Origin of the sequence: Actinoplanes sichuanensis (genome assembly GCF_033097365.1) — a bacterium.
Taxonomy (GTDB): Bacteria; Actinomycetota; Actinomycetes; order Mycobacteriales; family Micromonosporaceae; genus Actinoplanes; species Actinoplanes sichuanensis.
The window spans coordinates 6,687,990-6,710,659 of record NZ_AP028461.1 but is presented as its reverse complement, the minus strand read 5'-3'; the positions used below and the strand labels follow the sequence as shown (position 1 = coordinate 6,710,659).

24 protein-coding genes are annotated in these 22,670 nt (G+C 70.4%); 3 read left to right on the top strand and 21 right to left on the bottom strand.

Features of this window, described 5'->3' with window-relative positions:
• Window positions 1-7: 7 nt before the first annotated feature.
• Window positions 8-670 carry a neocarzinostatin apoprotein domain-containing protein gene (locus Q0Z83_RS31055; RefSeq protein ID WP_317786787.1) on the top strand — a complete coding sequence of 221 codons (663 nt, stop codon included), beginning with the start codon at window positions 8-10 and terminating at the stop codon, window positions 668-670.
• 87 nt (window positions 671-757) lie between these two features.
• Here Q0Z83_RS31055 and Q0Z83_RS31050 read toward each other — a convergent pair whose 3' ends face one another.
• From Q0Z83_RS31050 to Q0Z83_RS30995, 12 genes are all read right to left on the bottom strand, one after another.
• Window positions 758-1,501 (bottom strand): hypothetical protein, encoded by a 744-nt coding sequence (locus Q0Z83_RS31050; protein WP_317786786.1) that lies wholly within the window; start codon window positions 1,499-1,501, stop codon window positions 758-760.
• 64 nt (window positions 1,502-1,565) lie between these two features.
• Window positions 1,566-2,309 (bottom strand): hypothetical protein, encoded by a 744-nt coding sequence (locus Q0Z83_RS31045; RefSeq protein WP_317786785.1) that lies wholly within the window; start codon window positions 2,307-2,309, stop codon window positions 1,566-1,568.
• Window positions 2,310-2,467: 158 nt separating this feature from the next.
• Window positions 2,468-3,229, bottom strand: a complete 762-nt coding sequence (locus tag Q0Z83_RS31040; RefSeq protein WP_317786784.1) for a hypothetical protein — start codon at window positions 3,227-3,229, stop codon at window positions 2,468-2,470.
• A gap of 37 nt (window positions 3,230-3,266) precedes the next feature.
• A complete protein-coding gene (locus tag Q0Z83_RS31035) occupies window positions 3,267-4,010 on the bottom strand; it encodes a maleate cis-trans isomerase family protein (protein ID WP_317786783.1) in 744 nt (247 codons plus the stop codon).
• The gene (locus Q0Z83_RS31030; protein WP_317786782.1) at window positions 4,007-4,648 is read right to left on the bottom strand and encodes a hypothetical protein; all 642 of its coding nucleotides are present in this window, start codon (window positions 4,646-4,648) and stop codon (window positions 4,007-4,009) included. The genes Q0Z83_RS31035 and Q0Z83_RS31030 overlap by 4 nt, the downstream gene beginning before the upstream one ends.
• The gene (locus Q0Z83_RS31025) at window positions 4,648-5,460 is read right to left on the bottom strand and encodes an SDR family oxidoreductase (RefSeq protein WP_317786781.1); all 813 of its coding nucleotides are present in this window, start codon (window positions 5,458-5,460) and stop codon (window positions 4,648-4,650) included. The genes Q0Z83_RS31030 and Q0Z83_RS31025 overlap by 1 nt, the downstream gene beginning before the upstream one ends.
• On the bottom strand, window positions 5,457-6,377 hold the full coding sequence (locus tag Q0Z83_RS31020) for a hypothetical protein (protein ID WP_317786780.1): 921 nt from the start codon (window positions 6,375-6,377) through the stop codon (window positions 5,457-5,459). Before Q0Z83_RS31020 ends, Q0Z83_RS31025 begins: the two co-directional genes overlap by 4 nt.
• On the bottom strand, window positions 6,370-7,056 hold the full coding sequence (locus Q0Z83_RS31015) for a hypothetical protein (protein ID WP_317786779.1): 687 nt from the start codon (window positions 7,054-7,056) through the stop codon (window positions 6,370-6,372). The genes Q0Z83_RS31020 and Q0Z83_RS31015 overlap by 8 nt, the downstream gene beginning before the upstream one ends.
• Complete coding sequence (locus tag Q0Z83_RS31010) at window positions 7,053-8,252, bottom strand: aromatic ring-hydroxylating dioxygenase subunit alpha (protein ID WP_317786778.1); 1,200 nt, start codon at window positions 8,250-8,252, stop codon at window positions 7,053-7,055. Before Q0Z83_RS31010 ends, Q0Z83_RS31015 begins: the two co-directional genes overlap by 4 nt.
• A gap of 5 nt (window positions 8,253-8,257) precedes the next feature.
• Complete coding sequence (locus Q0Z83_RS31005) at window positions 8,258-9,217, bottom strand: alpha/beta hydrolase family protein (protein ID WP_317786777.1); 960 nt, start codon at window positions 9,215-9,217, stop codon at window positions 8,258-8,260.
• On the bottom strand, window positions 9,217-10,026 hold the full coding sequence (locus Q0Z83_RS31000) for an oxidoreductase (protein ID WP_317786776.1): 810 nt from the start codon (window positions 10,024-10,026) through the stop codon (window positions 9,217-9,219). The genes Q0Z83_RS31005 and Q0Z83_RS31000 overlap by 1 nt, the downstream gene beginning before the upstream one ends.
• A gap of 15 nt (window positions 10,027-10,041) precedes the next feature.
• Window positions 10,042-11,607: a nitrilase-related carbon-nitrogen hydrolase gene (locus Q0Z83_RS30995; RefSeq protein ID WP_317786775.1), complete on the bottom strand. Its 1,566-nt coding sequence runs from the start codon at window positions 11,605-11,607 to the stop codon at window positions 10,042-10,044.
• A gap of 44 nt (window positions 11,608-11,651) precedes the next feature.
• Between Q0Z83_RS30995 and Q0Z83_RS30990 the strand changes: the two genes are divergently transcribed.
• Window positions 11,652-11,993: a Dabb family protein gene (locus Q0Z83_RS30990; protein ID WP_317786774.1), complete on the top strand. Its 342-nt coding sequence runs from the start codon at window positions 11,652-11,654 to the stop codon at window positions 11,991-11,993.
• Window positions 11,994-12,037: 44 nt separating this feature from the next.
• Here the strand turns inward: Q0Z83_RS30990 and Q0Z83_RS30985 are convergent, their stop codons facing one another.
• From Q0Z83_RS30985 to Q0Z83_RS30950, 8 genes are all read right to left on the bottom strand, one after another.
• Entirely contained in the window at window positions 12,038-12,811 is a 774-nt protein-coding gene (locus Q0Z83_RS30985; protein ID WP_317786773.1) for a hypothetical protein, read from the bottom strand.
• A gap of 102 nt (window positions 12,812-12,913) precedes the next feature.
• Complete coding sequence (locus tag Q0Z83_RS30980) at window positions 12,914-13,480, bottom strand: hypothetical protein (RefSeq protein WP_317786772.1); 567 nt, start codon at window positions 13,478-13,480, stop codon at window positions 12,914-12,916.
• Window positions 13,481-13,634: 154 nt separating this feature from the next.
• Window positions 13,635-15,101: an aldehyde dehydrogenase family protein gene (locus Q0Z83_RS30975; protein ID WP_317786771.1), complete on the bottom strand. Its 1,467-nt coding sequence runs from the start codon at window positions 15,099-15,101 to the stop codon at window positions 13,635-13,637.
• Window positions 15,102-15,245: 144 nt separating this feature from the next.
• A complete protein-coding gene (locus Q0Z83_RS30970) occupies window positions 15,246-16,400 on the bottom strand; it encodes an FAD-dependent oxidoreductase (RefSeq protein WP_317786770.1) in 1,155 nt (384 codons plus the stop codon).
• Complete coding sequence (locus Q0Z83_RS30965) at window positions 16,397-17,269, bottom strand: isocitrate lyase/PEP mutase family protein (protein WP_317786769.1); 873 nt, start codon at window positions 17,267-17,269, stop codon at window positions 16,397-16,399. The genes Q0Z83_RS30970 and Q0Z83_RS30965 overlap by 4 nt, the downstream gene beginning before the upstream one ends.
• Complete coding sequence (locus tag Q0Z83_RS30960) at window positions 17,266-18,696, bottom strand: aldehyde dehydrogenase family protein (protein ID WP_317786768.1); 1,431 nt, start codon at window positions 18,694-18,696, stop codon at window positions 17,266-17,268. Before Q0Z83_RS30960 ends, Q0Z83_RS30965 begins: the two co-directional genes overlap by 4 nt.
• The gene (locus Q0Z83_RS30955; RefSeq protein WP_317786767.1) at window positions 18,693-19,979 is read right to left on the bottom strand and encodes an acyl-CoA dehydrogenase family protein; all 1,287 of its coding nucleotides are present in this window, start codon (window positions 19,977-19,979) and stop codon (window positions 18,693-18,695) included. The genes Q0Z83_RS30960 and Q0Z83_RS30955 overlap by 4 nt, the downstream gene beginning before the upstream one ends.
• Before the next feature lie 4 nt (window positions 19,980-19,983).
• Window positions 19,984-20,964: a flavin reductase gene (locus tag Q0Z83_RS30950; RefSeq protein ID WP_317786766.1), complete on the bottom strand. Its 981-nt coding sequence runs from the start codon at window positions 20,962-20,964 to the stop codon at window positions 19,984-19,986.
• A gap of 172 nt (window positions 20,965-21,136) precedes the next feature.
• Between Q0Z83_RS30950 and Q0Z83_RS30945 the strand changes: the two genes are divergently transcribed.
• Window positions 21,137-21,943 (top strand): IclR family transcriptional regulator, encoded by an 807-nt coding sequence (locus tag Q0Z83_RS30945; protein ID WP_317786765.1) that lies wholly within the window; start codon window positions 21,137-21,139, stop codon window positions 21,941-21,943.
• Here the strand turns inward: Q0Z83_RS30945 and Q0Z83_RS30940 are convergent.
• Window positions 21,940-22,638 (bottom strand): hypothetical protein, encoded by a 699-nt coding sequence (locus tag Q0Z83_RS30940; protein ID WP_317786764.1) that lies wholly within the window; start codon window positions 22,636-22,638, stop codon window positions 21,940-21,942. The two genes, Q0Z83_RS30945 and Q0Z83_RS30940, sit on opposite strands and share 4 nt — an antisense overlap.
• Window positions 22,639-22,670: the final 32 nt, after the last annotated feature.

The window sequence follows — 22,670 nt, the reverse complement described above, 5'->3', positions numbered from 1 at the left end:
TCCATCGATGGTCCTTGACACGTTTGTGAGACGGGCGGCCGCGGCGGTCGCCGCCGGCCTGATCTGTGCGGCCGCCGTGGTGTTCGTGCAGCCGAGCCCGGCGCTGGCCGCGGCGAAACTGCACGTCTCCAAGACCAGCGGGATCGCCGACGGCGAGAAGATCACCGTCTACGGCACCGGGTTCACCCCCGGCCTCACCGATCTGGCGCTCGGCCAGTGTGTCAAGAACCCGGCGACCGCCACCGACTGCAACCTGACCGGCGGCGCCGAGTTCGTCTCCACCGACACGTCCGGCAAGACGAAGACACTCACCCTGACGATCCAGAAGTCGTTCAGCGGCAAGAGCTGCGACAACGGCTGTGTGGTGGCGGCACAGCTGCTGCCGTCCAGTCACTCCGCGGCCGAGGTCGCCGCGAACAAGGTCCAGGTCACGATCACCTTCGGCTCCGGTACGTCCACGACCACGGCCACCGCGACGGCGACCGCGACCAGGTCGACGACGGCGGCGGCCACCGGGACCACCGAGGAGGACCCGGGCGCCCTGCCGAAGACCGGTCCCGGTCAGGAGTGGGCGACCGTCGTGCTGGTCGGCAGTGCTCTGCTGCTCCCCGGTGCGGGTCTGCTGCTTCTGCTTCCGGCCCGGCGGCGCCGCATCGCCGGTTTCCGGTAGCCGCGTTCCGCCCGCGTCGACGGGCGGAACGGTTCAGGGGTGTGGGCCGGCTTGCGCGGGGCGGGCCCCACACCTCCGATCCGTGCCCTAACTGCCCTGGCGGGGCGGGACGACGACCTGGTCGGCGGGCGGGGCCACGATCGCGTCGAAGGTCGCGCCGAAGTCGCTGAGATCGATGTCCCCGTCGCCCGACGCCGAGTGGAACCTCATCGGGTACGGCTTGCCGGTCGTCGCCACGTACAGGTGCATGTCGGTGAGACTGTCGGTGACGATGACCGCCGGTGTGCCGCCGACCTGCGTGAACGCGCCCTTGCCGAGGAGACCCTCGGGTTTCAGCAGTTGTTCCTTGATGTCGCCCAGGGCGAACAGGCCGCTCATCGCGTCGTCGTCCGGGGCCCGCATCCACCGGCCGCCGGCCACCGCGATGATGGTCCGTGCCTTCTCGGCGCCGACGAAGGTGGTCCAGGCGGCATCGTTGGCCTTGATGTACTTCTTGCCGCCGACGGCGAGGATCTCCAGAACGGCGTCCTTGTTGATCGTGATCCGTCCGCTGAAGTCACCGCCGGAGACCATGATGTCCATGCTCATCGTCTCGTCGACGTCGGTCTTGAAGTCGGTGGCGGTGATGCGGTAGGAGCCGGCCCAGGCGAGGGCGTCGGTGGCCTTGGCCATGATCTCGTCGGCGGTCAGGGCGGTCACCCCGTTGTCGGCCGGCGCCGAGGACGCCGGCACGCCTGACGGCTGGGTGCTGCGGGGGGTACCGCAACCGGAGAGCAACACGGTCGCTGCGGTCAGGGCGGCGAGGCCGGCCCGAAGGATCCTGGTGTTCATCGCGCGGGATTGTATCGATGAACGTGCGGTCCGGGGGCGTGGTGTCCCCGGACCGCCGCGCGACCTACTTGCCCAGCGAGGCCTGGTCGACGACCTGGTCCGCGGCCGGGGCAGCGATGCCGTCGAACTTGGCGCCGAACTCGCTGAACGTGATGCCCTCGCCGGTGGCGGACGGGCCGATGCGCACCGGGTACGGCTCGCCGGTGGTCGCCACGAACAGCTGGGACTCGGCGTCACCGGCGTCCTTCAGGGTGATCACCGCCTGCTCGCCGACCTTGGTCGCCTCACCCTTGGACAGGGCGCCGGTCGGCTTCAGCAGCTCGTTCACGTCGGCCGCCGCGAACAGGCCGCTGACCGAGTCCTTCGCCGGCACCAGAACCCACTTGCCGCCGGTCGCCGTGACCATCGTCTTGGCCTGCTCGGGACCCGCCAGCATCGCCCAGAAGCCCTCGGACGGCTTCATGTACTGCTTGCCGCCGACCGACAGGATCTCGACGTCGGCGTCCTTGCCCATCGACATCTTGCCGGCGAAGTCCTTGCCGGAGACCTTGAAGTCCAGCGACATGGTCTCGCCGTCGGTGGTGGCCGAACCGGCCATGTGGAACGAACCGACCTTGGTCAGGGCCTCCTTGGCCTTCGCCAGGATCTCGTCGGCGGTCAGCGCCGCCACCCCGTTGTCGGCGGCGGCCTGCGCGGCCGTCGTCGTCCCGCCCTTCGGCTCGGTGCTGTCGGAACCGCCGCAGCCGGAGAGCAGCATGCCGGCGGCGGCCAGGGCAGCGAGGCCGGCCCGGAAGGCAATCTTAGTCATCGATCTTCTCTCATCACCGCGGCGTGGACCCCCGCGCCGCGCGGAATCATTACTGAGCTGCGCAAACCTATCGGTACCGGGCAACGAATCGATTACCTTTATGCGGCGAATACGAGCCATATCACACGGTCGCCGCTACGTTACGCACGGTTTCGGCTTCAGGAGGACAGCTCGTCGAAGGTGACGACGTCGGCCTTCGCCGGCGGCTTGATCGCCGGGAACGCGGTGTCGAACTCGGTGATGGTGGCGTTCGAGTTCGCGGTGGCCCAGAACCGGGGGTACCGCTTGCCGGTGGTGAGGATGCCGACCCGCCACTTCCGGTCGGTCCCGCTGGTCAGGTTGACCCAGGAATCGTCACCCGTGCCGGAGATCCGGCCCCGGACGAGTGGTCCGGCCGGCCGGAGATCGGCGAGCAGGACCGGGACGCCGAAGCCCCGACTCACGGTCGAGTCGTAGTCGCTCATCCGGACCCAGCGTCCGGCCGCCTCCCGTTCGGCCGCCGCCGCGCGTTCGAAGCCGATCATGACCGGCCAGAAGTCCTTGCTCGGCCGCAGGTACAGCGCCTTGCCGATGGTCCGGAACTTCGTCGTCCGGCCCTGCATCTGCAACGTGCCGGTCGTGTTACCGCCGACCATGCGGAAGTCGGCGGTCACCTTGATGGCGCCCATTCGGCGGGAGCCGTGGAAGACGTACGACCGGGCCTCCTGCAGCGCGGTCCGGGCGGCGGCCAGGGCCTGCTGCTCCTCGCTCACCGCCGGGGCGGCAGCCGTGCTGGGCGTCGAGCCGGCGGCGGTGCTCGGGGCGGTGGACGGGGCGGGCCGCGGTTGCTCCGCGGCCTCGCATCCCGCCAGCAGCAGCGCGGAGACCGCCAGCGCGGCACCGGTCCGTGTCGGCACGATCGTCATGTCTTCCCCCGTCATGATCATTAAAGTGGCATGACTCTATCGATGGGGGTGATCAGTATTCGCGCAGCAGGGAGCCCGCCCCGTACACCTTGTCCTTGATGCCGTTCTCGCGCAGCGCCATCCACCAGGTCGCCGCGTTGATCGCGATGACCGGTTTGCCGAGCCAGCGTTCCGCCTCGTCGGCGAGGCGGACCATGGACAGGTTGGTGCCACACTGGACGATCGCGTCGACGTCGGGGGCGTTGACGTTGAGGATCGCGGCGCGCAGTTCGTCCTCGGTGACGTGTGCGATGGACACCGCGGTCGGGCACTTCAGGCCCTCGATGGCGGTCACCTCGAAACCGATCTCGCCGAAGAAGCGGACCACGTTGGCGTCGCCGACCGGCTGGTACGGGGTGACCACGCCGATCTTGCGGGCGCCGTAGAGTTTCAGCGCCCGCTCACACGCCTCGGCCCCGGTGGCCACGTCGAGGCCGGTGATCTCCTTGATCTGGGCCGTGAACTCGCGGTTGCCCTCGACGCCGCCCCAGAACGTCTCGGCCGACATGCCCATCACCATGTAGTCGGGTTCGCAGGTCAGCACCCGCTCGCAGGCGAAGCCGATCTCGGCGCGGATCTGAACCAGCAGGTTCTCGAAGTTCGCGTCGTCGGACAGATCCTGGTTGCGGATGTGGATACGGGAGAAGTGCGAGGTCACCCCGGGTACGGCCATCGCGTAGAAGTCGGGTTCGACGATCGTGTTGGTGGACGGGGCGATGACACCGAACTTGCGGCGCCAGCCGAGGGCGTCGGTCATGACGAAGCTCCAACGAGTGCGGGGCGGGTAGCCCGGAGGGTGAGCCAGGCCGCGACCAGCAGGCAGCCCTGCGCCGCGGTGTTGATCGACTGCTCCAGCCACTGGAAGGCGAGGGTGTGGTGCTCGTCGGAGGACCGCAGCGGCACCAGCCCCATCACGAGGACCAGCCCGAGCACGTACAGGCTGACCGCCCACCACTGCCGGTACCGGCCGGCGACGACGGCCCCGAGCACACTGATCGCGGTGACGCCGAGGGTGGCCGCCACGAACAGCGGGTTGAGGCTGCCGGACAGCAGCGACCCGGCCACGCACAGCGCGAAGGTCGACGCGAACGGCCAGAAGTGGGTCCGCCGCCCGCGCCGCACGGTGACCGCGAGGGACCACGACAGCAGGGTGGCGCCCGCCGCCATCAGCGGGAACAGCGACTGTTCGAGTAGCGTCCAGTCGCCGACGCCCGCGGCGTACCCCAGTTTCCAGAGGCATTTGGCGACGCCGCCGGCGCCGATCAGGATCGCGCCGGCGAGACCGGCCCGCTGTGCGGTCGCGGTCGGTGCGGTCCGGCCGAGCAGGGCGAAGCCGATGGATCCGAAGATGACCGGTACGAAGTCCTCGACCGCCAGGATGATCGGGTAGTCCATCACGTGTCCCCGAAGAGGTCACGCTTGCGGAACGCGGCGGTGGCGAACCGGTAGGCGGCTTTCGGCCTGGTCAACCAGGCGACCCGGCCACCGTTCCTCGTTCCGGCCAGCACCCGGGCGGCCAGCCACGGGGTGACCGTCTCGACCCGGTCGGCCAGGATGTTGAAGATCTTCTTGGCCTTCTCCAGTTCGGCCGGGTCGTAGTCCTGCAGCAGCAGGTCGGTGACGACCATGCCGGGGGAGAGCAGGGCGACCTTGACCGGGGTGCCCTTGAGTTCCTTGGCCATCGCGAGGGTGGCGTAGGTGAGGGCCCGTTTGGTCGCGCCGTACGGGGTCAGGCCGGGGACGATCTGGCCGTTGGAGCCGAGGCCCTCCATGTTCCAGAGCGTGCCGTGGCCCTGGGCGAGCATCGCTTTCAGCACGACCGCGCCGGCGTGCAGCGTCCCCTGCAGGTTGAGGCCCACCACGGAGTCGATCTCGGCGGCCGGAAGTTCCCACAGCGGCTTGCGCGAGTTCGACATTCCGGCGTTGTTCACCCAGATATCTACTTTTCCGAATTTGTCGACAGTGGCGTCCCAGAGCTTGCGAACATCTGCCCGATTTGTCACGTCGGCTGCAACGGCCAAAGCGCCCGGCGAAGCATCCTCGACCACATTGCGGCCGCAGTAGGCCACCGACGCACCCTGGGCGAGGAACGCGCTGACCAGGCCCTGCCCGATCCCGCGCGTCCCACCGGTCACCACCACGACGGGCTGTGCCGATGAACTCCCGGAGAAGGACCGGCGCTCATGACGCTCGCTTCGCTCGGTCATGCCGCCCACTCCAGAAGACCGTGCAGCACCGAGTCCAGGGTGCCGCCGTGGAACAGCTCGTAGACCACGGCCAACTGCCTACCGGCCGACATCCCGGGTGCGGCGTCGATCGAGAACTCCCGCGCCTTCACCTTCCCGACGTCGGTGAAGTGCAGCGACTGGAACGACGCCCGCCCGAACCCGACCGCGTTGCCCCACGCGTCCGGGCCCTCGAAGAACAGCCGGTTGCCGTCTCGACGGGTCTCGGTGCGGAACGTCCGGTCCAGGCCGGCGCCCTGCCAGGACACCGTGCGACGGGTCCGCAGCAGGTCGATCGGGTCGAGCGTGATGGACGCCTCGACCGTGCCGCGCAGCTTCTGGTCGGCGCCCCACAGCTCCAGCGATCCGGTGAACGCGCCGGCCTGCTTGGTCGGCAGGATGTACGGCACCGGCCCGTTCCGCGTCTCGGCCTCGATCAGGTCCTCCACCAGCGACGGCGTGCGCGTGTAGAGGCCGTTGAAGCAGCCGACCACCGCCCAGCCCTGGTAGAGCACCGACGAGTAGACCTGCGTCTCGCCGTCCGGCAGTACCTGGTTCCAGGTGTTGAGGTCGACCTGCCAGCCGGGGCCGTAGTAGTGCGAGTCGACGAACGACCCGTACGGCTGCCCGGTCCCGAAGAAGTCCGGCCCGGTGTAGACCCGGTTCGAGTCGGAGTCGATCACCCCGAACGAGAACGGCGCGCCCAGCCGGAACTGCCCGGCCAGTGGGCCGCCCCCGATCAGACCACCATCCATTCGGTACGTGGTGACGCCGTCCACGTACTCCGAGGATCGTCTGATCTCCTCGAATCCACACCAGGTGCCGTTGTGGTCGAACAGCGACGGCCGCCCGTGCCATTCACCGGCGATGCGTTTCTGCCAGACGGACGGCTCAGTCATTGCTCACCAGGGCCAGGCGCACCGATTCGCTCTGCTCCTCGCCGAGCAGCCGGACGGTCTGCTTCCACACCGGGTCGATCTCCGGGCTGAACAGCAGCTCCCGGTGGGCGGCGTCGCGCTCGGCGGTGCCGGCCGCCTCGACGCCCTTCTCGACCAGCGCGGCCCAGTGCTCGAAGTAGGCGTCGACCGCGTCGCCGATGCCCTCGAAGGCCGCCTGAGTCGCCCGGTTGACCAGCATCCAGGGCGACATCAGGGCGTACTGGCGCGGGGTCAGGTGTGCGGGGGACAGGCCGTCGCGCTCGGAGACTGAGGAGTACACCGAGGTCAGCGGCTCGTAGACGGTGTCCAGGTAGGACAGCGAGGTGGCCAGGTCGATCCGCGGGATCAGGTCGAGGTGGAAGGCGTAGTCGTCCCCGTTCGCGACCGAGTCCAGGGTGAAGTGCGGTACGCCCGACTCCGGCGCGGTGAACGCGAAGATCATGTGGCTGTCCAGCCCGATCGGCGGGACCACGAGCGAGACGTCGACGACCTTCACGACCGGTCCGTCGCCGCGCCACACCCGGATCCGGCCGACCGGGCCCATCGCGGAGGTCAGCCCCCGGTCCTCGTCGAGCGAGAGCGCGAAGCTGCTGAGGATCTTGTCGAGCGTGGTGTCGGAGAGTGCTGCGGGCAGGCTCACGGGGTCTCATCCTCTGGTGAAGGGTCCATCAGGCGGGAGGCGGCGACGGTCGGGTGTTCGCCGCGGGCCTTGTGCACCCAGGCGCGGGACAGTTCCGGGCTCTCCCGGCGCGCGGGTGACGGGATGACGGTCGCGGTCCGGCGGGGCACGTCACCGGTGATGAAGTCGTCCTCGCTGAGCAGCCAGCCCTTGTCGGCGAGCTCCTGGCGGCGACGGCGGTACTCGACCGCGATGATGTCGCTCTTGATGTGCAGTTCGGCGCCGAGGTCGAACGGCAGCAGCTCGGGCCGGACCTTGTCGACCACCGCGGCGTCCTCGTAGAAGATGCGCATCGTCCGGTTGACGGCGTCCTTGTCGGCCCACTTGCCGGTGAAGAACGTGCGCAGCGCGACCCACTTGACCAGCGTGGTCGTCTCGTCGATCGGGATGTTGGTGTCGTAGATGACCATGTCACCGATCGGCAGCCGCACGTGCAGCTTGATCATGTTGGGCAGCATCCACCCGGCCGACGTGGTGACCGGCGGCCTCTTCTTCAGGTCGTTGCCGAGCAGGCGACCGAACTTGCCCCACAGGCCGGACGGCTTCGGCGGGTGCAGGTCGACGGTCGCGAACGCCGACCACTCGTCCGGGTGCTCGACCTCGTAGTCGGGAACCTGCGGCATGTCCGGGTTGCCGAACCGGCCGGCGTGCACGAACGGCGCGTGCGCGATGTCGCAGCCGTTCTCCAGGATCCGCTCGTAGTTGGCCTTCCACAGGAACTCGCCAGTCACCGTGCGGAACTTGCCACCGTTCTCCACCAGGTCGTCGAATTCCGGCCACACCGGCATCGGCGGACGCTCTTCCTCCGGAAGATCACCCATGAAGACCCAGACAAAACCATACTTTTCTTGTACGGGGTACGAGTCGACGCGTGCCTTCTTCGGGATGCCCCGCCCCGGCAGGTTCGCCGGAATCTTCGAGCAGGCGCCGTCCGGCTCGTACTCCCAACCGTGGTACGGGCAGACGATCTTGTCGTCGTTGAGCCAGCCACCGGACAGCGCGGCGCCCCGGTGCACGCACAGGTCGCTCAGCGCCACCACCCGGCCCTGCTTGGGCGTGCGGTAGACGACGAGATACTGCCCGAGCACGGTGAGCCGGGCCGGTTTGGTGGTGACCTTGTCGGAGAACTCCACCGCGTACCAGAAGTTCTTGAGCATGGCTGCTACCTCCGCCGCATTCCGGCGATGTAAGGATTTTTCAGGGCTTGGTGCAGTGCGTCGGAATCCGCTCCGCGCAGATGGGTGTCGAGGAACGCCGCGGTGACGTCCACGAAAGCGGCCCGGGTGGCCGCGGGATCGGTGGTCGCGTCGAGGTCGAGGAACGCGCGGGCCGCGGTGTCGTCCACCGGGTGCACGATCCCGAAATGGTTCGCCCCGGCGAAGGTGACCTGCACGTTCGCGCCGTCCGCGTTGGGCAGCGCCTCGTCGAAGGTCCGGCTGATCGGGTCCCTGCGGGTGGCCGCGTCCTCGCCGTACCGGTCTGCCGAGCCGTTGATCACGCCGTCGTTCTCGCCGTTCATCAGCAGCACCGGGCAGTCCACCTGAGCTGGCAGCACGGTTCCGGCCGGCCAGCCCAGCATGGTCGCGACCATGGTGTGGGTGCCGTAGGCGGCGACCGCCTTGACCTCGGGGAAGAACCGGGCGCTCTGCAGGATCACGGTGCCGCCGGCGGAGTGCCCGATCAGCGCCACGTTGTCGAGATCCAGCAGGCCCTCGACCGGGCCGGTGATCGTGCGCAGCGCGTCGATCACCACCGGCACCGACGGGGTGGTGGCCCGGGTCCCGTAGGCGTCCGGCTTCGCGGCGGCCAACTCGACCCCCGGGGTGATGCCCTTCAGCCCGCCGAACAGCTCACCGACCCAGTCGTAGGTGACCGCGACATGACCACGCGAGGCGAGTTCGACGGCCAGCCACCGGTACGCCTCCTGGCCGACGTTCACCCCGGAGACGATGATCACGACCGGATACGGTGCCCGCGCCGGGTCGGCCGGGAACACTCCGGACAGCCGTTCCGCGTCCGAGCCGGTCGGCTTGGACGGGTAGAAGACCCGCAGATGCGCGGTGTCGAACGGCGCCTCGGCTCCGGGGATCGCGGCGGCCCACCAGACGGAACGTACGGTCATCAGCGTGCCCCGGCCCGGGGCAGCTGACGGTCGCCGCCCCACAGTGCCCGGACCAGCTTGTTCGTGGTCTCCTCGCCGAAGAACCGGACGCCCATCACGTTTGCCGGATCCCGTTCGGCGATGTTGCGGCGGATCGTCTCGTCGGTCCGGGCCAGCGCGGCCCGCTCCTCGGCGGGCACCGGCTCGGCCTCGTCGACCCAGCGCAGCCAGCGGTCCACATGTGCGTGCGCCCGCTGCGACACGATCTCCAGGTTGCGCTGCGACCGCTCGAACGAGTAGCAGTACGCCGTCGGCGACAGGCTGGCCCGGATGAACCCGGCCCGGCTCACGAAGTACTCGAACTCACGATCGGCCCGCAGCTCCAGCCACTCCTCGTCGAGGCCGGCGTAGTACTTGTCGAAGTAGTCGGCGTCCTCGACCATGTTGGTCCGCGGCACCGAGTCGAGGTAGAACCATCCACCCGGCCACACCAGCAGCGCGATGCCCAGGTGCGGCACCTTGACCTGAGGGCCGAGCCAGGCGGTCAGGTGCAGGTTGGCGAAACTGGCGCCCGGGTTGCCGATCCACGAGTGGACCATCCAGTCGATCTCCGGCCCGGCGTACGCCTCCAGCGACCCACCCGGCCCGTCCGGGTAGGTGCCGTAGGTCTGCAGGTCCAACGTCGACGGGTCGCGCTGGAGCTCGAACCGGGCGTCGATCTTCGCCTTCAGGTCGGCGAGCAGCTGCCGGTAGTAGTTGAACGTGTCGTGCACGTCGATGACCGGCGAGTTGTCGACCATGTCCTCTACGTGCTGGATCGTCTCGGCCACTATGTGCACCCTTCGTTATCGAATCAGTGCGTCGACCAGGCGCCACGGGCGGCCGTCGACGAGATCGGTGTTGCGGGAGACCTGTCGGTTCGCTGCCTGGGCGGGCGCGACCTCGCCCGCGCCGTAGGCCGCACCGGCCGGGATGTCGGTGCGGACCGGGGTGGAGATGCGGCCGGTGAACGGGCCCTCCCAGGTGGTCCACAGGGTGAAGTCGGGGGTCATCGCGAAGATCGCGGCCGGCTGGTCGAGGGGGGTGGCGACGACCAGGTTGAGGCGGTTCTCGGCGGCTCGTTCGGGCAGGCCGAGCGCCAGCTCCCAGTCCTCCTGCGCGTGGTAGGGGACCGCGACCACGTCGGTGTCGAGTAGCGCCGCCAGCCGGAACGTCTCCGGGTACAGCGCGTCGTCACCGGCGATCACCGCGAGGCGACCCCACTCCAGGTCGACCGGGATCACCTCGGTGCCCGGCCCGCCGTGGATCCGCGGCTGCCGCCCGACGACACCGTCCGCACCGATCACGACCCCCTCGCCGTCGATCACGGTGACCACGTGCGCCTCGCTCCCGGTCAGCGCCCGCACCACGTCGGAGGTCGCCACCCCCGGGGTCGCGGGCAGGACGATCAGTCGGGCGCCCTTCGCCACCGCGTCGCCGATCCGGGCGGTGTCCCGGAGGACGGCGACCGGCAGGGACGGTGCACCCGGCGGGCGCTGCCGGCCCACCGGTGCGGCGCCGATCGGGCCGTACAGCGACGGGCGGCGGGTCGCGAAGATGTCCGTGCCGTCCGGTCGCAGTTTGGAGTCGGCCTGTGCCGGGTCGATGTCGGCGACGATGACGGCCTCACCGGTGCGTGGACCTTTGGCGACCACGGTCCCGTCGGGGGCGACGATCTGCGACTCGCCCGCCCCGTGCAGCCACTCCGGCGGCACGCCGAGCCGGGCCGCGATCGCCGGCAGTTCGTCGCGGGGGAGCAGCGGGCCGACCTTGTTGGCCGCCACCACCCACACCTTGTTCTCCGCGGCGCGCACCGGGATGTGCAGGTCGGCCTCGTCCAGCGCGAAGCTGTTCAGACTGTTCAGCAGGACCTGGGCGCCGCGCAGGGCGAGCCCGCGGGCCACCTCGTTGATCACGCCCTCCATGCAGGCGTACATCCCGAGCCGGCCGAGTGGCGTGTCCAGCACCGGTCCGACCGTGGCGCCCGGCTCCAGGAAGTCGTTCTCGGCGCCCATCAGGGTCTGCTTGTCGCAGGTGCCGACGATCTCGCCGGCCGGGTCGAACAGGAGGTTGGTACCGCCCGTCGTCCCGTCCGGGTGGGCGTGCGTGACGTTGATCTTGATCCAGATGCCGTGCCGGCGGGCCCGTTCGGCGATGGCGGTCAGGAAGTCGTCGCCCGGCCGGGTGGCCCGCTCGTGCGCCTGGGCGCGGGAGGCGTACCAGGACAGGTGGTTGCAGAACTCGGGCAGGACCACGAGTTGCGCTCGCTGCTCGGCGGCGGCGTCGATGACGCGCAGGCAGGCGGCGAGATTTTCCGCGACGTCCTGGCCGGCCTCGATCTGGGCGGCGGCGACGCGTACAGCACCGGGCATCCGGTTCCCCCTAGCGAAACGGCGTTTCCCAAAACTACACTCGGGTGCCGCTTAGCAACAGGGGTTATCTCGATGGCAAAGATATTTTTGAGGAGCACAGGGTGCTTGTGCACGTCGTTCTGATGAAGTTTTCGGATGCCGCGGATGCCGCCGAGGCCAAGACGCGCCTGGAGAAGCTGGTCGGCGCCGTTCCCGCCATCCGCTCCCTCCGGGTCCACCTCGACGAGCTGCACACCGAAGTGTCCTGGCACCTGCATCTGGTGACCACCCACCGAGACGCCGAGGATCTCCGGGCATACCAGCAGCATCCGGCACATCTCGAACTCGGCGTCTGGCTCCGGCCGCTGCTGGCCGCCCGCGCGGTCGTCGACTACACCGAGAACTGAAACGCCACGGGGTCGGCCGCGATCGCGGCCGACCCCGGTCCGGCTCAGGCGCCGAGCAGTCGGTACAGGGCGGCGGTGGCCTTCTTCGCCTTCGGTGCGGACACCTTCTTGACGGCGCCGAACTTGTCGTAGACGGCGGTGCACGACTTCGCATCCGGCGGGCTGAGCGTGAAGCTCGTCGTGGTCCCGGTGGCCTCGTCGACGATCGCCTCGAACGGCACGGCCTTCGCTCGGTCGCCGAGCTTGGTCATGGTGGTGGCCGGGAGGATCCGCTTGGCCTGCTCGATCCTGGTCATGTCGATCGTCCCGGTGTACTTCGCGCCGTCCTGAACCACGCCGGACGCCACCGAGGCGAGGCCGCCGACCCCGAGCGGGTCGAGGATCTCGGGGCTGTAGACCAGCATCTCCCGTGACTCCTCGCCGACCTTCGCCGGATCGACCTTGTGCCAGCCCTTCGGGACGCCGTTGGCGGCGTGCAGGGACGCCGGTTTGAAGGCGATGCTGAAGAAGGACTTGTCCTCGCCGATCAGGAGATAGCTCATCGTGACGGCGCCGACCCCGGGCACCTTCGCGGTGGCCGATGCCCTGGCCGCCTTCGCCGCCGGGTCGACCACACCGGAGATGCTCCCCGAGCAGTCGCCCTTGGTGGCGAACGCGAAGGCCGGCGTCGCCTGGTCGGGTGCCGCGGCCAGTAGTTTGCCGGCCGGGGTGGCGGCGGCCGCGGCGTCGATGGCGGCTTCCGCGACTCCGCAGGCGGCGGCGCCGAGGCTGAGGGCGGTGACAGTGGCCAGGCCGGCGACGCGTCGGTAGAGGCGCAAGTGGGGCTCCGGGGGAGTCGGTCTCACTAGAACGCCGCAAATCGTATTAATTTCCGTGTACGCCTACCAGGCTGCAAAAATCCTGTCAATGCTGGCCGTTCGTCAGCTACGCAGGATTTCGTAGATCTTCTCTTCGGCCTCTTCGCTGCGATCCGCGGGGGTGCCGGAGTACTTCCGGTTCCCGGCGCGGGCCACGCCCACCGCGCTTTCCAGCAGGTCACCGGCCCCGACCGGATCGGTTTCGTCGTCGTCCGCGATCCGGAGCGACTCGACCCGCTCCGGATCGAACGCCACCCACCCGTCCGGGATGCCGAGCTGCTCCCCGATCTCGGCCGGTTCCAGACGAAGCCGGATCCACGCGTCCTCGCCCAGCACCAGGAAACCCATGCTGATAGCGGTGCCCGGTTCCGGTCCGTCGCTGCTGATCGCCATCTGGAAGGCCTGCCCGGCGACGTCGACCACCCCGTCGGCCCGGGCACAGGAGCCGCCCCCGCCGATGTTGAACCGGTAGGCGGGCGCCCCGTCACCGGGCACCGACCGCAGCAGTTCCTCGGCCGGTCCGAGGGCCGGATCGGCGAGTTCCGACTCGTCGATCGGCGGCTCCAGCCAGGTGCACCCACCCATCAGGAGCCCCAGAGCGACAGCGGCGATCCCGCACCCCAGCCTCATGCCCAGCCACCTTCCGATCGGCTGGTCGTGGGTGCTGTTCCAGCGACGCTGAAACAGCTCGCACACCCGGCCGGGTTGGGACCACGAACCGTGACCGGGCCGGGCGGCAGCCCTCTCTTCTGCGCCCGGCCGGTCACGGTTCGCGGCGTCTACATCAGCCCGCCGGGTACGCCGACGGGCCGCCCGCGACCGGTCCGGCGCCCGGGCGGAACGCGGCCGGGGCGTGGATCACGCAGGTCTGGACGTATTCGGCGAGGCCCTCGTGGGCGTATTCGCGGCCCCAGCCGGAGCGCTTCACACCGCCGAACGGGGCGCGCAGGCTCATGCCGGTGCGGTTGTGCGTGTTGACGAACGTGAATCCGGCCTCGAACCGCCTCGCGAACGCGAACGCCCGTTCCTCGTCGGCGCTCCACACCGAGGCGCCGAGCCCGAGTTCGCCGGCGTTCGCGGCGGCCAGCACCTGCTCCTCGCTGGTGTAGCCGAGTACCGGCACGATCGGTGCGAACTGCTCCGCCGTGACGAGCGGCGACGCCGGATCGGGGTCGACGACCAGCGACGGACGCACGAAGTACCCGATCTCCGGGTCCGCCTCGAACCGGCCGAGATCGTGTACGGCCCCGCCATCACGCGCGCCCGCCGGGAGGGCCGCGCCGCCTCGCAGGGCCAGGGCGGCCCGCTGGGCGGCGGCGGAGATCACCGGGCCCATGGTCACGCCGTCGGCCAGTGGGTCGCCGGTGACCAGGACCCGGTCGGCGGCGGCCCGGTAGGCGTCGACGAACGAGTCCAGCCGGGCCGCCGGGACGTAGAGACGTTTCGCCGCCATGCACACCTGGCCGCTGGTCGCGAAACTCGCCATCACCAGCCGGTCGAGGGCGTCGTCGTCGAACGGGGCGTCGTCCAGGAAGACCGCCGGATCGTTGCCGCCCAGCTCCAGCACGGACGGGGTGAGCCGGTCCCCGGCGAGCGACGCGACCGCCCGCCCACCGGCCGCGCCGCCGGTGAACGCGACCTTGCCGACGAGTCCGTGCCCGACCAGTGCGGCCCCGGTGTCGGCGCCGCCGTGCACGACCCGGACCGGCGCCTCGAACAACGCGATCACCCGGGTGACGGTCAGCGGCGCGAGCGGCGACGGTTTGACGACGACCGCGTTTCCGGCGGCGAGGGCCGGGGCGAGTTTCAGCATGGTGAGGATGACCGGTGCGTTCCACGGGGTGATCGCGGCGACCACCCCGTAGGGTCTGCGCTGCTCGACGACCCGGCCGAGAGCGTCGTCGACGACCCGGTCGGTGTAGGCGGCGGGGGCGTGCTCGACCACCCACCGCAGGTAGCGGACCGCGAACCCGATCTCGCCACGGCAGTCGCCGAGGACCTTGCCGGACTCGCGGGCCAGCAGCGTCGCCAGGTCCTCGACGGCGGCCTCGATCGCCGCGGCGGCCCGGCTCAGCACGCCGAGCCGTTCCGGTAGCCCGCGCGCGGCCCAGGTGCGCTGCTCGGCGTCCGCTTCGCGGACGACTTCGGAGACCGCTGCCGCCGGCGTCTCGGCCACCATTCCGACGATCTCGGTGGTACGGGCGGGATTCTCCCGGGCGATGACCCCCGCCCCGCCGATCGGGGTGCTCACGACGAAGCCCCAGGTGTGCCCGCCCCGCCGATCGGGGTGCTCACGACGAAGCCCCCCGGCGCGCGCCGGTGCCCGCTCGACCGCTGGACGCGATGGCCGTATCCCCGCCGGGGTCGAGGGAGGACCGGAATCCTGACGCCGCGTTCACGCCGGGACCGGCCGCAAGGAAGCGATCATGGAGCTGCGCAGCAGCGACTGCCGGGCGAGAGCCGGATCGGCCGCGGTCGCGCGCAGACCGGCGAGATGCGCGGCGCGGGCGTCCGGGTCGGTGGCGCGCAGCCGTTCGTAGTTCTGGTGGGAGACGCTCTGCACGTATTCGAGGGCGATCCGGCGTCGATCCCCGGCCGCGGCCCAGACGGTGGCGTCGTCGCCGGTGGCGAGAGCGGCGGCGTAGGCGACGGCGTCGTGGATGCCGGAGTTCATGCCGAGGCCGCCGAGCGGGTTGTTGACGTGCGCGGCGTCACCGGCGAGCAGCACCCGCCCGGTCCGGAACGACGTGGCGACCCGCTGGTGGACCCGGTACATGCCGGCGTGCGCGATCCGCCACGGCCGGCCGGGGTCGTGGACGCCGCGCAGCCGTTCGTCGAGGCGGGCGTGTTCGTATTCGTCGGGGGTCTCCACCGGGGTCGGCAGCAGCACCCGCCAGTGGTCCGGGGTGCGCAGCAGCACACACCATTCGACCGGGTCGAAGACGTAGTTGACCGAGGCCAGATCGTCCAGCCAGGCGGTGAGGTCCTCGTCGACCGACGCGACCAGGAACCGTTCCGGATAGGTGATGCCGTCGAAGGTGACGCCGGTGGCCCGCCGGGTCGCCGAGTGCGCCCCGTCGGCACCGATCAGCCAGTCACCGGTCTCGGCCCGCCCGTCGGCGGCGGTCACGATGACCCCGTCCGCCTTCTGGCCGACCCCGGTCACCCGGAAACCGAACTCGATCTCGAAGCCGGGCAGGTCGCGGAGGTGCGCGAGCAGGATCGGCGTGAGCTTCGACTGCTCGCACTGCAACCGGTACGGGAAACGGGTGTCGTCGCCGAGAACCGCCAGGTCGAGCATCGCGATCAGGCCCTCGGCGCGGTCCCGGTAGGCGAACGTCGGCGACAGCAGCCCGCGTTCGTGCAGTTCGGCGCCGACCCCGAGGTCGTCGAGCATCTCCAGGGTCGGCGGATGGAAGGTGGAGGCGCGGGATTCGGCGGCCAGCCCGTCCCCGGATTCGAGGACGGTGACGGCGAATCCGCGCCGGGCGAGGGCGAGGGCCGCGGTGAGCCCGACCGGCCCGGCGCCGGCGACCAGGATGCGGTTCACGTTTGCAATCTCCCGGGGACGTAGCGGGCGTCGAGGTCGAGGGCCTCGTCCTGACCGACGAGGGCGGTGAACGCGGCCCACGGCATCCTGTCGACGGGTTCGGCGGTGCCGCCGTCGGCGATGGCGCGGTAGGCGAGCGACGCCGCCCGCATGGCGGCGAGCAGCGCCGCCACCGGGTGCAGGACCAGGCGGACACCGACCTCGGCGAGATCGGCGTCGGAGAGCACCGGCCGGTTGCCGCCGGCCTCACTGCGGTTGATCACCAGGGGTACGCCCGGAAGCGCCCGGTGCACCAGCTTCAACTCGTCGAGGCTGTCGACGCCCTCCGGGAACACGGCATCCGCCCCGGCCTCGGCATAGGCCCGGCAGCGCACGATCGTCTCGTCGAGGCCGCGAACCGAGTACGCGTCGGTCCGGGCGATCACCACGATGTGCGGCGCCTGATCGGCCAGGGCGGTGATCTTCGCGGCCGCCTCGCCGATGTCGATGATCTCCTTGCCGGCCAGGTGACCGCACCGTTTCGGGCTGGCCTGGTCCTCCAGGTGCAGACCGGAGATGCCGGCGCGGGAGTACGCGAGGGCCGTCCACACCGCGTGCAGCGGATTGCCGTAGCCGGTGTCCGCGTCGGCGATCAGCGGGATGTCGCCGAGCGCCGGGACCAGTGTGGACGCCCGGTCGGCGATCTGCGTGCCGTGCACGAACCCGAGGTCCGGGCGGCCCAGCATGATCGCCGAGACGGCCGCCCCGGACAGGTGCACGGCCCGGTGCCCGGCCGCCACCGCGAGCGCCGCGGTGACCGGGTCGTAGACGCCGGGCACGTGGGTGACCCGGTCGGAGGCGAGGATCGCTCGCAAAGCGGAAGCAGTCATGACCGGCTGTGTAGCGCGAAACCGTTCTCGACGCCAACCACGCGCGGGTTGGTGAAGAAGAGAAGCGTCTCGGCGGTGCCCTCCTCCGAGTAGCCGGAGATGCCCCAGGCCGGGCGCGGGGTGAACAGGTGCAGGCTCATCACCGACGACCCGTTGACCTTGACCTCACCGGCCCGGACCCGTTTCGCGACGGCCAGGGCGGCCCCCTCGTCGGTGCCGAAGACGTAGCCCTCCAGGCCGTAGCGGGTGCCGTTGGCCAGCGCCACCGCCTCGTCGACGGTCTCGTAGCCGTGTACCGCCGCGACCGGTCCGAAGATCTCGTCGGTGGTACGGGCGGGGTCGGCGCCGAGGACGAGCGAGGGGGCGAGGGTGTTGCCGGGACCACTGATCGCGGCTTCTCTCACGACGCCACCGAGCCCGTCGCGAGCCTTCACCACAGTCGCCCGATGTCCGGAATGGATCAGCGGGCCGTAATCGGTGGCCTCGTCGGCGGGGTCGCCGGTCGCCAAGGTCGCGACCCTGGCGAGGACAGCGTCGGCAATCGCCTGCTCCCGGCTGGCCGGGACGATCAGGCGGCCCAGCGCCCGGCACCACTGGCCGTTCAGCGTGGTCAGCAGGTCGGCGGCGGCCCGGGCGGCGACCGCCTCGTCGGCGTCCGGCAGCACGATCAGGGCGTTGTTGCCGCCGAGTTCCAGCTGCACCGGTTTGATGTCGTAGGCGCATGCGGCCGCCACCGCCCGACCGCCGCCGAGACCGCCGGTGAACGACACCGCCCGGATCCGCGGGTCGGAGACGATCCGGGAGCCGACGTCCGCGCCACCGTGCAGCAGCTGGAAGAGCGCGGGCGGGGCGCCGGCCGACCGCAGCACGGCGTCGATCACCTCGGCCAGGCGTTCGGTGCCGAACGGGGCGTACTCGCTGGGTTTGAGGATCGTCGGGCAGCCGGCGGCCAGCGCGTTGGCGACCTTGTGGGCGGCCATCGGGGCGGGCGCGTTCCACGGGACCAGGCAGGCGGCCGGGCCCCACGGGAGGCGTTCGACCAGGACCTCGCGACCGTCCTCACGGACCGCCGTGGAGGTCAGGATGCCGAGCCGGAGCTGGCTGGCGGCCAGGGCGAACGCACCGGCCAGGATCATGCCGAGCGGGGTGGTCTGCCGGATCGGGACACCGGTCGCCCGGGACTCCAGCGCGGTGATCTCCGGGGCGGCCCCGGCGACTGCGGCGGCGATCCGGTCCAGGACGTCCGCGCGCTCGTCGGTCGAGGCGGGCCAGGCGCCCAGCTCGTCGGCGGCGGCCGACGCGGCGTCGATCCGTTCGACGGACGAGCCCAGGGCGGGGCCGGTCACCGCGCCGGTGGCCGGGTTCTCCAGATCCACACCGACCGGTGTGGAGCAGGCTTCCCACACACCGTTGACGAGGTCGTTCATGACGCGACGTTGGCGAACAGCTCGTTCGCCTTGTTGCTGGTGATCACCGACGCCGCCTCCAGCCGGCCGCGTTCCGGCGGGAACGTCATGACCAGGCCCATCGACAGGTCACGCAGCGCCCGGCCGACCGTGCCGTTCATCGTCGCGCTCGACGTGCCGGACGCCTTCAGCGCGCCGATCGCCACGTCGAAGGCGGCCTGGCAGATGCTGCCCTTGGCGATCCGCCACTGCGCGTACACCTCGGATTTGGTGGCGATCGGCGGCTCGCAGGTCTCCAGCAGCAGTTGGCGGCGCAGCCACAGATACGCCCGCTCCAGGTTCTCCGTCATGTCGCCGATGATCACCTGATGCATGGGTGATTCGGCGATGGGGCGTCCCGTGTCGGCGAACGTCTTGCGGGTGAGCCGACCCAGCGTGTCGTCGTAGACGCCCTGCGCGGCGCCCACGTAGACCGCGGTGATGGCCAGCTGGTTGCCGACGAAGCTGCCCCGGCTGCACTGCAGCATCTTCACGAACGCGCCGGGGACCGTGAGCGAGTCCTCCTGCGGGATGAACACCCGGTCCAGCCGGATGCCGTGGTTGGCGCTGCCGCGCATGCCGAGCCCGTCCCAGAACGGCCGCTCGGTGACCCCGTCGGCGTCGCGCGGGACCAGGAACATGACCAGCCCGTCGGCCGTGTCGTGCCCGTCGAGGCGGGCCGTGACCAGGTAGTAGTCGGCGATCCCGGTGGCGCAGCCGAACGACTTCTCGCCGGTGATCTCCCAGCCCTGGACGCCATCGCGCTCCGCGCCGGAGGCCGTGGTGGCGATCGCGATGTTCGCGCTGCTCGACTTCACCGACTCGCTGGCGAAGTTGGCCAGCCACGTGCCGCCGGACATCAGCCGCAGCACCTTCTCGGCGAACGCCTTGACCACCGGCACCTCGTCGTCGGCGAACAGCCCCGACTCGATCGCCTCGAGCGGCAGCAGGCCACGCGACGCCGACGTGTTGTGGAAGAAGAAGGCCAGCGCGGTCGACGGGCAGGCGCTGCCCATCGCGTAGGTGGCGGCGGCCAGGTCCCGCAGGGTGCCGCCGAGACCGCCGTACTCCTCGGGGACGATCAGGCCCATCAGCCCGGCGTCGCGGAGCAGGTCGATGTGCTCACGCGGGAACGCGCCGTCCCGGTCGGCCTGGTCGGCCTTCGCGCGCAGCGCGGGCAACACCTGTTCGACGAGGGCGGCGCGGGCCTTCTCCTCGACGGTCATGTCGTCGACGAGTCGCTCGCCGATGAGTCGGTCGGCCATGGCGTCACTCCCTGATCTGGACGAGGTCGGGCGGGCCGGCGACCTCGAGTTGGCGGGACAGGTGGAGCAGGTCGTCGAGCGGCAGTCCGGACGAGCCGGAGTCGGCGGCGACGACGTCGAAACGGGAGACCCCGCTCTTCATCGCGACGAGCGCGTTGACCAGGGCGAGACGGTTGTCGCCGGAGAGCCGCACCCGCAGCACGGCCGGGCGGGCCCGGGCGGTGGCGTCCTGCAGCACCCGGCGGACCTGCAGCGGCGAGGCCGGGGTCTCGGCCGACTCGGCACAGCCGATCTCGTCGCAGCCGAGGGCGGCGAGCGCGTCGACGCAGGCCAGCACCTCGTCCTCGCGGTCCGGGTGGAAGGCGTCCGACACGTAGCCGACGACCGTGACACCCGACTGCTTCGCCGCTCGGACCACCTCGGCCGACGGCGGGCTGTCGGCGGAGAACTCGAAGCAGTCGCCCGTGCCGTGCAGCCGGGTGGTGACCTCCGGCGGCAGCGGGTCGGCGAGCTGTCGCCAGTTGCGCGAGTGGAACAGCAGTGGCGCGGTGACCCGCGGTAGCGCCGCCCCGGTCACCGCGCCGACGAAGATGGTGTGGTCGCCGCCCGGGTAGGCGTGCGCGACGGTGCAGTCCAGCCAGGCCACCGCCTCGCTGAGGACCGGACAGCCGTTCGGTGTGATGGTCCAGTCGAGGCCGGCGAACCGGTCGGTGACACTGCGGTCCTGCCCGGCGAAACGCCGCCCGATGTGCGCCTGGTCCCGGCCGAGGAAGCTGATCGCGAACCGGCCCGCCGCACCGAGCAGCGCCCGGCTGGGCAGGTGGTTGCCGAGGCAGACCGAGACCATCGGCGGATCGAGGCTCACGGAGGAGAATGAACTGGCGGTCATGCCGTGCATCCCGTGCGGGCCGACCGTGGTCACCAGGCAGACGCCGCTCGGCCACTGTCCGAGCACGGATCGGAAGGTCGTGCTGTCGACCGGCACTCGTACTCTCCGTTCCGATGGGGCTGTTTCGCTCTAGGAAACGTCGTTACGCTGAACGTAACGACGGCCAGGTGTGCTGTCAACCGCGGAGCGGTACGTCGTTCCGCTGTGCGAAATGGCAGGCTAGAGTTCGGCAAGGTTTGTTCCGTACCTGTTCCATGGGGGTTTCGCTGTGCCAACGCCTTCGTCTCCCGGGTCTGTCGAAGAAGAGAGCCAGTCGCGCTCCATCGCCGCCGTCGAGCGGGCCATGGACGTGCTGCTCTACTTCGGCCGCGCCGACCAGCCCGACCTCGGGGTGACCGAGATCGCCACCGCCCTCGGCCTGACGAAGGCCGCCGTGCACCGCATCCTCACCGCGCTGCGCAGCCGTGAGCTGATCACCGTCGACCCGGCCACCCGCCGCTACGCCCTGGGGCACGCCGCCGTCGCGTTGGGCCGCGCCTACCTGGCCCGCACCGACGTGCGCGCGATGGCCGCGCCCGAGCTCAAGCATCTCTCCGAGCGCACCCACGAGACGGCCACGCTGTCGCTGCGGCGCGGTGACACCCGGCTCTACGTCGACCAGGTGGTGCCGGACCAGGAGCTGCGCCTCGAAGTGAGCCTCGGCATCCCGTTCCCGCTCAACGCCGGCGCCTCGTCCAAGGCGTTCCTGGCGTTCCTGCCGGACTTCGAGGTCGACGCCTACGTCACCCGGCACCCCCTGGAAGCGGTCACCGACAAGACCATCGTCGACCCGGCCAAGCTGCGCAAAGACCTGGCCGCGATCCGCAAGCGGGGGTACGCGACGTCGCTCGGCGAGCGTCAGGCCGGAGCCGCCTCGATCGCCGCCCCGATCTTCGACCACGACGCCCGGGTGGTCGCCGTGATCAGCCTGGCCGGCCCGGCGCTGCGGTTCCGGCCGGACACCGAGCAGGCGGTCGCCGACCTGCTCGGAGCGGCCGGCCGGATCAGCGCGCAACTCGGCTACCGCCCGAGCTAGAGGTCCGCGAGGGGCTTGGCGACTCCGAGCAGTCCGGCCAGGAGCACCGAGCCCCAGATCACCCAGACGTAGGGGAGGCAGCCGTTGACGCTGCGCGTGACGGTCGCGTTGTCCTCGTCGGTCGCCGTCCCGGTCATCACCCTGCCGAAGAAGGCCGCGCCGAACGGCTTGAGCTGCCGCCGGATGCCCAGCCCGGCCGCGATGGCCAGGGCGTAGAGGATGACCTTGCCGCCCAGCCACTTCGGGTTCGTGGTGACGCCGAACGGCTCGGCGGCGACCAGGGTGAAGACGCCGACGCCGACCATGCCGGCCACCACCGCGATCCGGATGGCCCAGTCGACCCGCTTCACCGTCGGGTGCCTGCCCGGCTCGTGGTGGTCGGTCCACATCAGCCACACCCAGACGAACGCGAAGATCCAGATCGGCACGAGCAGCCACCAGGGCAGCAGCGGGACGCCCCAGAGTTCGGCGCCGTGCGCGTCGAGCGACATCAGCGTCAGGCCGCTGGGCAGGAAGAGGATCAGGCAGATCTTCGGCCCGAGATCGAGCCCCAGCATGATCTTCAGAGCGGTGTGCCGGGCGGCCGGGGTCAGTGCGGAGTCGATCACGTACCGGCTGGAGTAGAAGACCCCCAGGTCGCCGCCGAGCCAGAAGACCATGAGCACGATGTGCAGGTAGAGGAAGATCTCGAGCATGCGGCCAATGGAAACACCTTTTCACTGTGCGA